Origin of the sequence: Aurantimonas sp. Leaf443, from assembly GCF_001425575.1 — a bacterium.
GTDB lineage: Bacteria > Pseudomonadota > Alphaproteobacteria > Rhizobiales > Rhizobiaceae > Leaf443.
The window spans coordinates 1-12,493 of the sequence record NZ_LMRD01000001.1 but is presented as its reverse complement, the minus strand read 5'-3'; the positions used below and the strand labels follow the sequence as shown (position 1 = coordinate 12,493).

Annotated in this window: 8 protein-coding genes and 1 tRNA gene; 7 read left to right on the top strand and 2 right to left on the bottom strand. The window is 66.9% G+C overall.

Annotated elements, in window-relative coordinates:
• The first annotated feature begins 389 nt into the window (after positions 1-389).
• From ASG48_RS00040 to ASG48_RS00025, 4 genes are all read left to right on the top strand, one after another.
• The gene (locus ASG48_RS00040; RefSeq protein WP_082529133.1) at positions 390-1,193 is read left to right on the top strand and encodes a VTT domain-containing protein; all 804 of its coding nucleotides are present in this window, start codon (positions 390-392) and stop codon (positions 1,191-1,193) included.
• A complete protein-coding gene (locus tag ASG48_RS00035) occupies positions 1,190-2,617 on the top strand; it encodes an FAD-dependent oxidoreductase (RefSeq protein WP_055843648.1) in 1,428 nt (475 codons plus the stop codon). The genes ASG48_RS00040 and ASG48_RS00035 overlap by 4 nt, the downstream gene beginning before the upstream one ends.
• Positions 2,618-2,669: 52 nt before the next feature.
• Positions 2,670-4,295: a HAMP domain-containing sensor histidine kinase gene (locus tag ASG48_RS18620; RefSeq protein ID WP_244486656.1), complete on the top strand. Its 1,626-nt coding sequence runs from the start codon at positions 2,670-2,672 to the stop codon at positions 4,293-4,295.
• Positions 4,296-4,591: 296 nt separating this feature from the next.
• Positions 4,592-4,668 (top strand) — tRNA-Arg (locus ASG48_RS00025).
• On the opposite strand, the gene ASG48_RS17760 is transcribed toward ASG48_RS00025, so the two are convergent.
• Entirely contained in the window at positions 4,639-6,315 is a 1,677-nt protein-coding gene (locus ASG48_RS17760; RefSeq protein ID WP_082529132.1) for a recombinase family protein, read from the bottom strand. The genes ASG48_RS00025 and ASG48_RS17760 overlap by 30 nt on opposite strands.
• 291 nt (positions 6,316-6,606) lie before the next feature.
• Positions 6,607-9,276, bottom strand: a complete 2,670-nt coding sequence (gene mobF / locus ASG48_RS00020) for a MobF family relaxase (RefSeq protein WP_244486655.1) — start codon at positions 9,274-9,276, stop codon at positions 6,607-6,609.
• A gap of 250 nt (positions 9,277-9,526) precedes the next feature.
• On the opposite strand from mobF, the gene ASG48_RS00015 reads away from it, so the two are divergent.
• The 3 genes from ASG48_RS00015 (at position 9,527) to istB (ending at position 12,421) form a co-directional block, all read left to right on the top strand.
• Positions 9,527-9,874: a hypothetical protein gene (locus ASG48_RS00015; RefSeq protein ID WP_156381385.1), complete on the top strand. Its 348-nt coding sequence runs from the start codon at positions 9,527-9,529 to the stop codon at positions 9,872-9,874.
• Between the two features lie 233 nt (positions 9,875-10,107).
• Positions 10,108-11,637: an IS21 family transposase gene (gene istA / locus ASG48_RS00010; RefSeq protein ID WP_156381419.1), complete on the top strand. Its 1,530-nt coding sequence runs from the start codon at positions 10,108-10,110 to the stop codon at positions 11,635-11,637.
• Positions 11,627-12,421, top strand: a complete 795-nt coding sequence (gene istB, locus ASG48_RS00005; protein WP_055845215.1) for an IS21-like element helper ATPase IstB — start codon at positions 11,627-11,629, stop codon at positions 12,419-12,421. Before istA ends, istB begins: the two co-directional genes overlap by 11 nt.
• Positions 12,422-12,493: the final 72 nt, after the last annotated feature.

The window sequence follows — 12,493 nt, the reverse complement described above, 5'->3', positions numbered from 1 at the left end:
TCAATACCGAGACCGGGTGTCTGCCGGCAGGCCCGAAGCCACGCGCCGTCTGTCGTCGCGCGAGGGGGCTGCCGCCGTCGTGGGGGCTTATAGGAAAATGCCGCGGCGAAAGTCAATGCGCACACGCTCTGGACGCGACCGAGGCCCGCCGTGGGGATCGACAGGTCCGAGCGACACCGGAACGCCCGATGCCGGGCGGAAACCACGCGGACAATGCGTCCCCGCCCCTTCGCGCCCCTCCTCTCGCCGGGCTCAGTCCTCCCGCCGCCATCAAGACGGCGTGAGAAGGACGGTGCGTCCGCCCGGCCCCCTTCCGTTCGGCGCGGGCCGCGCGAGTTTGACAGGATGCCGCCGATCCGGTCGAACCGGGACGGCTTCCCGGTCCGGCGATGCCGTCCCGCCCGCCAGAGGAGGTCCGACCCATCGCGGCCCTGCCCCCGCCTTTCCAGAACCGCCCTGCGCCGGCCGCGCGGCGGACGCGCTTCCTGCCCATCGCCGCGATCCTGGGCCTTCTCGCCCTCGCCTATGCGCTCGGCCTGTTCGGCCACCTGTCGCCGCAGCAGTTCGTGGAGAGCAGGGAGAGGCTCGCCGCCCTCGTGGAGGAGAGCCCCGTCCTGTCGGCGCTCGTCTTCCTCCTCGTCTATGCCGCCCTCGTGGCGCTCGCCTTTCCCGCCGCCTCGCTCTGCACGATCGTCGGCGGCTTCCTGTTCGGCTGGCTCTTCGGCGGGCTCCTGACCGTTCTGGCCGCGACGGCGGGCGCCGCCCTTCTCTTCCTCGCCGCCCGGCACGCCTTCGGCGATCTCCTGCGCCATCGCGCCGGCCCGGCCGTCGAGCGTTTCGCAGACGGGTTCCGGCGCGACGCCTTCTCCTATCTCCTGGTCCTGCGCCTCACCCCCGTCCTGCCCTTCGTCGCGCTCAACATCGCGCCGGCCTTCTTCGACATCCGCCTCTCCACCTTCGTGGCGGCGACGGGCCTCGGCATCGTTCCCGGCTCCTTCGCCTACGCCTATCTCGGCAGCGGCCTCGATGCCGCGCTCGAGACCGCCGGCGAGGGCCCGTTCCACCTGTCCGATCTCGCCACGCCCGAACTGACGCTCGCCCTCGGCGGCCTCGCGGCGCTGGCGGTGCTCGGTCTCGTCCTGAAACGCACGGCGCTGAAGCGCACGCCGCCCGGCGGAAGGGGACCAAGGTGAGCGACATCCTGACGCCCGATCTCTGCGTCGTCGGCGCGGGCGCGGCCGGCCTCTCGACGGCGGCGGGCGCCGCCGCCTTCGGCGTTTCCACCGTCCTCGTGGAGCGCGGCGCGATGGGCGGGGAATGCCTCAACACCGGCTGCGTGCCGTCCAAGGCGCTGCTCGCCTCGGCCCACCGCGCGCAGGCGGTGCGCGAGGCCGGCGCCTACGGCATCGAGGCCGCCCCGCCGGAAGTGGACTTTCCGGCGGTGAAGGCGCGCTGGCGCGCCGTGATCGCCGCGATCGCCCCCAACGATTCGCGCGAGCGCTTCGAGGGGCTCGGCGTCACGGTGATCGAAGGGTCGGCCCGCTTCGTCGATCCGCGCACGCTGAGCGTCGACGGCCGCCTCGTGCGGGCGCGCCGCTTCGTCCTCGCCACGGGCTCGGCGCCCGCCGTGCCCGCCATTCCCGGCCTTGCCGCCCTGCCCTTCCTCACCAACGAGACACTGTTCGATCTCGACCTCCTGCCCGAGCACCTCCTCGTCCTCGGCGGCGGCCCGGTGGGCGTGGAAATGGCCCAGGGCTTCCGCCGCCTCGGCGCGGCGGTGACGCTCGTCCAGCGCGGCCCCCTCCTGCCGCGCGCCGATCCGGACCTCGTCGCCGTTCTGCGCCGGCGCCTCCTCGCCGAAGGCGTGCGGCTCATCGAGGGAGCCGAGGTGATCGGGGCGGGGGGCACGCCGGAAGCGCCCGTCCTCGAACTGCGCGGAGCGGACGGAGCGGCCCATCGCGTCGGCGGCAGCCATCTCCTCGTGGCGGCGGGGCGGCGGGCCAGCGTCGCGGGTCTCGGGCTGGAAGCGGCCGGCATCGCGCACGGGGAAAAGGGCATCACGGTCGGGCGCGACCTTCGCACGACGAACCCCCGGGTGCTGGCCATCGGCGACGCGACGGGCCGGGCCGCCTACACCCATGCGGCCGGCCATCAGGCGGGGCTTGCCGTGCGCGCCCTTCTCTTCCGCCTGCCCGTGCGCCTGCCGGCAGCGCCCTACCCGTCCGTGACCTTCTGCGACCCCGAACTCGGACAGGCCGGGCTGACGCAGGCGGAAGCCGAGGCCGCGGGCCACCGCGTCACGGTCCTTGCCAGCGCCTTTGCCGAGAACGACCGCGCGCAGACGGAGGGCGAGACGCAGGGGCTCGTCAAGCTCGTCGTCGGGCGCCGCGGGCGGCTTCTGGGCGCGGGCGTCGTCGGGGCCGGCGCCGGCGAGCTCACGGCGCTCTTCTGCCTTGCCCTCGCCAAGCGCGCGAACGTCGGCGACCTCGCCGGTTTCGTGCCCGCCTATCCGAGCCTTGCCGACGCTGGAAAGCGTGCGGCCACCGCCTATTTCGCTCCCTATGCGAAGGCCCGGCCGACGCGCGCCCTCGTCAGGCTTCTGGCCCGCCTGGGCTAAAGGGGGTCCTCCGGCGGCGACGCCCGGCGACCGGCAGGATGGACGGTTGAAGTTGCAAGAGAGGTCATCGCCCGACGACGCGCACCGGCAGGCGCCCGCGCCGGTGCGCCTGCGCCGCCCCATCTCCACGCGCCTCGTGCTCCTCACCGTCTTCGCCGTCATGCTGGCCGAAGTGCTCATCTTCGTGCCCTCGATCGCCAATTTCCGCCACGAATGGCTGGCCCGCCGGGTGGAGAGCGCGGCCGTGGCGGGCCTTGCCACGCTCGGCGCCGCGCAAGGGGCGGACGCCCTGCTCGAGCCGGCCAAGGAAGCCGCGATCCTCTCGACGCTGCAGGCCGATCTCGTGGCCGTGGTGACGGGCGACGCCTCCCATCTCATCGCGCGCGGCGAGACGGTGGGCCAGCCGGACCTCGAAATCTCGCTCGACGACGAGAACGCCCTTACCAAGGTCTCCAGCGCCTTCGATTCGCTCGTCACGGGCGGCGGGCGCGTCATGCGCGTGAAGGGTACGGTCGGCGACGGCAGGGTGAAGGCGGAGGTCGTGATGGGCGAGGCGCCGCTGCGCCGGGCCATGCTCATCTATGCGCGCAACATCCTCCTCCTGTCGCTCGCCATCGCCTCCTTCGCCGCCCTCCTCGTCTTCGCCGCCATCCGCCGCTTCCTCATCCGGCCGATCGAGGCGATGACGCGCAACATGGTGGCCTTCGCGGAGAACCCCGCCGATCCCGCCCGGATCATCCGGCCGCGGGCGCGCGGCGACGAGATCGGCGTGGCCGAGCAGGAACTGGCCGCGATGCAGAACCGCCTCGCCGCCACGCTGCGCGAGCAGCGCCATCTGGCCGATCTCGGCCTCGCCGTCTCCAAGATCAACCACGACCTGCGCAACATCCTGGCCTCGGCGCAGATGATCTCCGACCGGCTGACCGACCTCAGCGACCCGCGCATCCAGCGCTTCGCCCCCGTCCTCATCCGCAGCCTCGATCGCGCCCTCTCCTACACGCAAGCCGTGCTGGCCTACGGGCGCGCCGTCGAAAGCGTGCCCGAGCACCGCCGCGTGCGCCTGCGCCATCTCGTCGAGGACGTGCGCTCGATGACCGGGACGCAAGCGGACGACGACGCGCAGGGCGCCGTCCCCCGCTCGGCTGGCGGGCGCGATTCCCTCGATCGGACCCGCCCGACCGCGCCGGCCGCGCCCGGCGACACCGCAGGCACGGTGACGGGTCGCGAGGCGCCCGCCGGATCCGCGTCCGGCCTTTCCGCCATCGAGTTCGTCAACGCCGTCCCGGCCGATTTCGAGATCGAGGTCGATCCCGGACAGTTCCACCGGGTGCTTCTGAACCTGTGCCGCAACGCCGTGCAGGCGCTCGAATCGCTCGAGGATGCCGACCCCGCGCTGGTGCGCCGCGTCGTCGTCTCGGCCGAGCGCGAAAGCGCGGACGCGGTGCTCGTCACCGTCGAGGACACGGGACCGGGCCTGCCCGAGCGCGCGCGCGAGAATCTCTTCCGCGCCTTCCGCGGCTCGGCCCGCACCGGCGGCACCGGCCTCGGCCTCGCCATTGCCGCCGAGATCGTCGAGGGGCACAGCGGCACGATCATCCTCGCCGAAGGCGGCCCCGGCGCGCGATTCGAGATCCGCCTGCCGACCAAGGCCCAGCCGGCCCCTTCCCCCGCGCCTTGAGGCCGAAGCCGACGGCGGCGGCGACGCTTTCCCCGGCGCGCGCGGCCGACCATCGGCCCTGGCGGTCGCGCACCCTGCCGGGCGCATCGACGGCCGATTTCCCGGCCTTTCGACGCAGAACCGGCGCCAGATTCCGCGCCTTCCCCCCGCCCCGCGCGCGCTTCCGCCGCCGCCCGGCCTGACGCCCCGGACAGAAAGCGCCAGAATCTCCCGCCAGGCGCTTGCATTCTGAAAACCCAGCGGCTACCTAGCCGCCACGGGTCGCGGCGGACATCGCTTCCGACCAGACCCGTCAGGCGCCCGTAGCTCAGCTGGATAGAGCACCAGACTACGAATCTGGGGGTCAGAGGTTCGAATCCTTTCGGGCGCGCCACTTCCGTACAGAACTGCGAACACCGTCCGTCCCGCCTGCGCTGCCTTTGCAGGCGATGACCTGCTCGAGGGTCGCCTTGTCGCCGATGATGCGGATGGCGTCGTCGTCCACCTCGACGCGATCGATGACCGAGCGCAGGTAAGCCTTCCGGAACGGGATCTCCCCGGTCGCGATGTTCTCACGCATGGCCCGGCCGAACCGCTCGACGATTTCCAGCGGGATCTCCGTCGCGGGCATAGCCTTTATCCTGACACGGTCGAGCGCAGCCTGAGCTCGCTCCCGGTCGAGGCGTAGGGCTGCGATTCGCTCGCGCAGGAGATCATCCATCTCCGCAACGCCGTCCTCGATCATCCGGTAGAGCCGCTTCAGTTTGTCTTCGGCATCGGTCACTTCGCGCTGAAGCGCAATGATGCGTCCGTCAACCTCGTTCGCCCTCTCGGCACGCCCGGCAGAGATCGAGGCAAGTATCTCGGTGAGGCGCTCGGTGGTGAACAGGCGTTCGCTGAGGTGCTCCACGACGAGGTCATCGAGTGTATCCATGCGGATCGACCGGCCCTTGCACGCGGCCTTGCCCGATCGGGCGCAGGCCGAGCAGGTGTAGTAGCGGTGCACGACACCATTTCGGGAGGTGCCGGTCCTGAGCGTCATGCCACCGGCGCAACTGGCACAGGTGGCAAGGCCGGTGAGCAGGATGGGACCAGTGACGACGCGGGGCGACTCGACGCGCGGGCTGCGGGCTTTCAGCTTGGCTTGTACGGCGTCGAAGGTTACCCGCCTGATGATCGGCGGTACTGCTACGGTGATATGCTCGGAGGATGGCTTCTGCCGCAGCGTCTTCGACTCGCGTCGGTTGAACACCCATTCGCCGGCATAGATTCTGTTGGTCAGGATGCCGTGCAGCGTACCCACACCGAAGCGGGCGTTGCGCTTGGTACGGTAGCCGGCAGCATTTAGGCGTTTGACGATCTCCTTGATACCGAGCGGCCCCGACTGGCTGTCGCCCTGTTCGTAAAGGCGGAAGATAAGCTTGACGATCTCGGCCTCGACCGGATCGATAACGAGCTGCTTCTTGACCTTCGTGCCGCGCTTCTCCGCTTCTTCGGCGCGGTAGCCGAGAGGAACCGGGCTGCCATTGTAAAAGCCCTGCCGCGCATTCTCCTTCATCGCGCGCAGCACGTGCTTGGCGTTCTCTCTCGACTGGTACTCGTCAAACAGCGCGATTACCTGTCGCATCATCACCTGCGCCGGGTCATCGCCAAGCTCCTGGGTGATCGACACGAGACGCACGCCGACCTTCGCCAGGCGCCGGATGTACATTTCCAGGCTGAAACTGTCGCGGAAGAAGCGGCTGTAGGAGTGCACGACGATGACGTCGAAGGGACGATCGCCATCGGTCGCTCGCTCGATCATGCGCTGGAACTCGGCTCTAGTATCGTCCGTAGCCGAGGCACCCGGTTCGACATATTCGGCAACGAGTGGCCAGCCCTTCGCCGCGCAGAAGGCTGCCACCTGCCGGCGCTGATCCGGAATGGAGAGATCGCTCTCTGCCTGTCGCCCCGTCGACACGCGAAGATAGGCGCAGGCGCGGGCGGGCTCGACAGCGGTCGCCTCGGCTTTCCCATTATCGGTTCGAAACGGCGCGTTCATCAGCGGACCTTCTCGTTCTGTTCTCGGCTCACCGTAGCATCCGCTGCGGATGGTGCGACCTCCTTTTCGTCTCGGCCTCAACGTCATGCACTCCTAGTAAACAGTTCATCGAGCAGAGGGCCGAGGTAGGTCTCGACGACGTTTAGCTCGGCAGCCGTGACCGGGACTCGTGAGGGCCAGTTGTCGGACACGGTCCATCGCTCGCCGGCAGGGTTGGATCGCGCAGCATTACCGTTGCCGATTTTGCTCCGGCTGCTGTTCCCGCTCCCAGGCGTGTCGCGATCGGCGCGGCTACTCAAGGGAGATCCCACGCGAGCGACGTCGTCCTGGCTTCGGCAAGGGCTCATCGGCTAGGTCCAGCTTCGAGCGCTCTATGGCTGAGAGCGCTGCAGCCGGCATCAGGTAATCGAGAGTCGAGCTCTTGGCTCCGGACCGGCTGAGAGCGGCGGCCAGCAACGCCAGACGCTCGGACGGGTCGACCACCCGGTCACGATCACCGAGAAGGCGCTCCGCCTTTGCCCGCGTATCCAACGCCTTGCCGTCAACGAAGAGATGCGTTCCCGACCGGCCGCGGCTGGTCGCAACATGGATGTCGTGGCGGTCCATCGCTGGATCTGCGAGGACGAAGGCGTGGTCGGTCGTAAGACCTTGCGCGCCATAGCAGGTGGTCGCATAGGCGTGCGCCAACTGCGCGCGCCCAGCCTCGTCGGCGAGTTCCGACGGGGTGAACGACACGCTCCTGCTGCCGATCCGTGTCTGGAGCCAGACGGCTCCGTCGGAGGCGAGATCCACCCGCTCAATGCAGCCATGCGTACCGTTAATGATACCGAGTTCGTCATTGCGGCAAAGGAAGCGGATGCGATCACCTTCGGCGAGATCGACGATGTGCGACTGACCGGATGGCGTGACTGCCTCGATCGACGCCGCGTTGTCTGCCGCGATCTCGCCCGACGTCCGCAGCCGCTGCCGCGCCTCCTTGTTGAGCGCCAGCACCTGCGCGTTGGTCTTAGCGATCAGCAAGCTTAGTCGGCCGCGATCATCCCGGCGCCACTCATCCCAAGCGTCGACGAGCCCGTTGATCGTGGCGCTCGGTCCCTCGCAGATGCGGACACAACCATGCGCTTTAAGACTTCCGAGCGCCACCGCAGCCTCTCCGCGGCCAAAGTCTGTCACGACATCGCGCGCCCAGGGCTCGTGCTGACGCACGATGACGTCGACGCGCTGGGTGCCGATCGCCTCGGCGACAATGCGAAGCCCTGGCCCACCAATCGGCTGCAGCTGCCGCCGGTCGCCGACCATGCGCACGGCGACCTCAAAGCCAGCGCTGTGGGCTCGTTCGACCTCGCTGAGGATGCGGTCCATTTGCCGACTGGTCAGAAGGCCCGCCTCGTCGATCACCAGCAGCGTCTTATCGGTAAGGAACGGCTTGCCGTGCTCGACAGCCGCCAGCCAGGAGTCGACTGCGCGCGCCTCGATTTGCAGCTCGTCACGAAGTTGATGGGCGATCTTCCACGCGGTGGAGGCACCGATCACCCGCCAGCCTGCATCGCCCCAGGCTCGCGCGACAGGGGCGAGCAGTGTCGTCTTGCCGACGCCAGGGGCACCTTCGACGATGACGATGCCGGTTGACGTGCAGGCCAGCCGTGCCGCCTGCTCCTGCTCGTGGTTCAGCCGGGCGTTCTGGAGGAGCGCCTCGACCGAAGACGAGCTAGGAGCCGCAACCTGCAAAGACGCCAGCTGCCTTGCACGGGCAAAGAGACCCTGCTCGAGCGCGATGATCTCCGGCGTCGAGTAGATCGCGTGGCGCCACCGGTCTGACCCGAGCGCCACCATCGCACCCTTGGTGCGAAAACGTTCAAGCTCTTCCTCCACCGAGGTGCCGCGGTCCGCTCCTACCTTCGCGGACGCGACCGCAGCCACCAGCTGACGGTACTCGAAGACGCTTGCGCGTTCGGTGAGGTCCTGCAGGACTTGGTAGAGGGTGCGAACCGTCGGCGGCTCTGTATGAGCCACCAGGGCACGCTCGCGTCCGGCAGCGAGCGCCTGTTCAACGACGTGCTCGGCCTCGAACCCAAGACCCGCCGCCCGCTCCCGCCACAGCTGGTGGCGATCGTCGCCGGACGGTCCGTCGGACGACTTGCCCCGCCGCGTCGCGCGTGCCTTGGCGGCAGCGAGCGCCGGTGCGCCACTTGTCTCAAGACCAATGGCGGCGAGTTCGCTAGCGATCTCGTCACGGCGGGCCGAGAAGTACTTACACAAGTCGCGATCGACGCCAACAATCTCGAAGATCCCGTTGTTGCCGGTGATCTCGACGCTAAAGCCCATCTGGCGAAGGCCGCGTGAGAGTGCCTCATGGTAAAGAGCACCCGCTGCCATCTTCATGTTGTAAAACAGCCGGCCGTCGAGGCGGCCGAAGCTGCCATCCGCCCGCTCCGCCACATTTAGAACGACAACATGCGTGTGAAGCGCAGGGTCTGCAAAGACGGCGCCGTCCGCATGCGGTGCCGGACGGGCTTCGCCATGCTGGAAAGCCGCTGCCGTCAGCGAGACCTTTTCCAGAATGAGGCCGTTGCGCCCGCGCCGGCAGAAGGCGGCCTCGCGATCGAGGAAGTCGACGGCTTCTTGAACGGCCGCGAGCTGGACAGCCTCAAGCCCAGTGCTGATCGGTGCGGCGCCCAGTCCCCACAAAACCTGCAACGACTTGGGCGGCGAGAAGCACACGTCATAACCGCCGACCTGATCGAGGTGCTTGCCGGTGTTGCTGATGAGCGGGCGACCGTCTTCATCCCGAGCGGCATGCAACCGCTCGAACGCGCCGCCGTCGACGATGTTGGACGGAAAGGACCCGAGCCCTGGGCTGGTTTTAATCCAGCGACCGTCGGGCTCCTTACCTCCAAGATAATACTCGACCTGGGCGAGATAGTACTGTGCCGATGTACCTGCTGCGACTGTTGCGACCACGAAAGCCTCCTTGAAGAGGCTTCCCATTCATCACATTTTCAGCGTCGATCGACTGCGGTCAAATCAGCGGGGAAGATGTTTCTACGTCGCGCACCGCGACTGGCACGGATCACTGCTACAACGAAGATCGGCGCACCGTCCGTCCGGTGCGCCGATCAATGTTCTAGAGCGTTTTCCGGTCGGCTAGAGTCATTGGCCGATCCGTGATTCCCTTCACCTTTTGGAAGACAGGCGGGGGATGGCACGAGCGTTGTCGATCGATCTTAGGCATCGGGTTTTGCGGGCGATGCGCGAGGGTGCCTGGCCCCATACGGCGGCTGAGCGGTTCGGGATTGCGATTGCCACGGCGGTGCGCTGGCGCTCTCAGGATCGGGCGAGCCGGAGCGATCCCCTGCCGATGGGTGGGGACCGCCGCTCGGGTCGCATCGAGGCGCAGGCCGCGTTCCTGCAAAGCCTGATCGACGGCAAGGACAACATCACGCTGCACGAGATGCAGCGCCGCTTGGCCGACGAGCGCGGGCTGAAGGTCGGGATCGGCACACTTTGGCGCTTCTTCAACCGCCACGGGACGACGTTGTTGATTTCCACTGAGAGCTGACCCAGGCAGCTTCGGTTTTTCCATCGAGAATTGACCCATGTTTGAACTCGTCTCCACGCCATCGGTGCGGGGACATCGGAGTGNGCGAGGAGCTTCTTCCAGTCGCCGAAGGCCATCTCGTTGTTGATTTCCACTGAGAGCTGACCCAGGCAGCTTCGGTTTTTCCATCGAGAATTGACCCATGTTTGAACTCGTCTCCACGCCATCGGTGCGGGGACATCGGAGTGATCGACATGGAGTTATTGAGTGTCATTCGACGCTGGCGTCACCGAGACGACCTCTCGATCCGGGAGATCTCCCGGCGGAGCGGTCTTTCCAGGAACACGGTTCGTAAGTACCTGCGCGCCGATCGTTTGGAGCCGCAGTTCTTGGTTCCGGATCGTCCGAGCAAGCTTGATCCCTACGCCGATAAACTCTCGGCGATGCTGCGCGTCGAGACGGGCAAATCGCGCAAGCAGAAGCACACGATCAAGCAGTTGCATGCCGATCTGATGCGCCTTGGGTATGAGGGCTCCTACAATCGGGTCGCGGCCTTCGCTCGCGACTGGAAGGCAGCTCGTCACCGCGAGCAACAGACCACGGGCCGAGGCACTTTCGTGCCATTGGCGTTCGTGGCGGGCGAGGCGTTCCAGTTCGATTGGTCCGAAGACTGGGCGATCATCGCCGGCGAGCGGACCAAATTGCAGGTGGCCCACGTCAAGCTGTCCTACAGCCGCGCCTTCACCGTGCGGGCCTACCCGCTCCAGACCCACGAGATGCTGTTCGACGCCCATAACCACGCTTTCCGCGTTCTGGGCGGCGTTCCGCGGCGGGGCATCTACGACAATATGAGGACTGCCGTCGACAAGGTCGGGCGCGGCAAGCAGCGCCAGGTCAACATGCGCTTCTCGGCGATGGTCAGCCACTTCCTGTTCGAGGCCGAGTTCTGCAATCCAGCGTCCGGTTGGGAGAAAGGGCAGATCGAGAAGAACGTTCAAGATGCCCGTCACCGGCTCTGGCAGCCTATGCCTAACGTGTCGTCGCTGGACGCGCTGAACGATTGGCTGGAAAGGCGATGCCAGGATCTGTGGGCGCTGGCACCCCACCCGACCCAACCCGGCACGATTGCCGAAGCCTGGGCCGAGGAAGTCGGTCAACTGATGCCAACGCCTCGTCCGTTCGACGGGTTCGTCGAACATACCAAGCGCGTTTCTCCGACCTGCCTCGTTCATCTCGAACGCAATCGCTACAGCGTGCCGGCGTCCTTCGCCAATCGCCCGGTCAGCCTGCGCGTTTATCCCGACCGCATCGTCATCGTCGGCGAGGGGCAGGCCATCTGCGAACATCGCCGGATCTTTGCCCGATCGCATGATCGTCAGGGCCAGACGATCTATGACTGGCGACATTATCTGGCGGTCGTTCAGCGCAAACCCGGCGCCTTGCGCAATGGTGCGCCCTTCGCAGAACTGCCGGCAGCCTTCAAAACCTTGCAGCAGCACCTTCTCAAGGTACCCGGCGGGGATCGTGAGATGGTCGAGATCCTGGCCCTGGTCCTCCAGCACGACGAAGAGGTCGTGCTGTGTGCGGTCGACATGGCTCTCGAGGCTGGTGTTCCAACCAAGACCCACATCCTCAATCTTCTGCATCGCCTAATCGACGGAAAGCCGATCGCCCCACCGACTGTGCAGGCTCCCCGGGCGCTCGCGCTGACCACCGAGCCCCGTGCCAATGTCGAACGCTATGACGCCCTGCGCCGGACTGCGGAGGTGCGCCATGCGTCATAACCCGGCCAGCGGCGCTATTGTGATCATGCTGCGCAGCTTGAAGATGCACGGCATGGCACAAGCCGTCAGCGAACTGACCGAACAGGGTGCGCCGGCCTTCGAGGCGGTCATCCCGATCCTGTCACAGCTCTTGAAGGCCGAGACAGCCGAGCGGGAGGTCAGATCGACGGCCTACCAATTGAAGACGGCCCGCTTCCCGGCCTACCGCGATCTCAGCGGCTTCGACTTCGCCAGCAGCGAGGTCAATGAAGCCCTCGTCCGCCAACTTCATCGTTGCGAGTTCCTGGAGGACGCGCACAACGTCGTGCTGGTGGGAGGACCTGGAACAGGCAAGACCCACATCGCCACGGCTCTGGGCATCCAGGCCATCGAACACCATCACAAACGCGTTCGCTTCTTCTCCACCGTCGAGCTCGTCAATCTCCTCGAACAGGAAAAGGTCCAAGGGAAGAGCGGTCAGATCGCCGGGCGGCTCGTCCATTCCGATCTCGTCATCCTGGACGAGCTGGGCTACCTGCCGTTCAGCGCTTCGGGCGGTGCCTTGCTGTTCCACCTTCTCAGCAAGCTTTACGAACGCACCAGCGTCGTCATCACCACGAACCTCAGCTTCAGCGAATGGGCCACGGTCTTCGGGGACCCGAAGATGACAACCGCCTTGCTCGATCGCCTAACCCATCACTGCCACATCCTGGAGACCGGAAACGACAGCTTCCGCTTCAAGAACAGCTCAGCCAAAATCGAACGACCAACCCGGGAGAAAACTCGGAACTTGACCAAGGCCTGACCAGCCCAACATCGTCAAAGCCGGGTCAGTTCTTGATGGAAATCCTGGGTCAGCTCTCAGTGGAAATCAACA

What these genes read in the sequence shown, in the direction of transcription:
- ASG48_RS00040 (WP_082529133.1), top strand. Translation starts at nt 390, where the DNA reads ATGCCGTCCCGCCCGCCAGAGGAGGTCCGACCCATCGCGGCCCTGCCC.
- ASG48_RS17760 (WP_082529132.1), bottom strand. Translation starts at nt 6,315, where the DNA reads ATGAACGCGCCGTTTCGAACCGATAATGGGAAAGCCGAGGCGACCGCT.
- istA (WP_156381419.1), top strand. Translation starts at nt 10,108, where the DNA reads ATGGAGTTATTGAGTGTCATTCGACGCTGGCGTCACCGAGACGACCTC.
- istB (WP_055845215.1), top strand. Translation starts at nt 11,627, where the DNA reads ATGCGTCATAACCCGGCCAGCGGCGCTATTGTGATCATGCTGCGCAGC.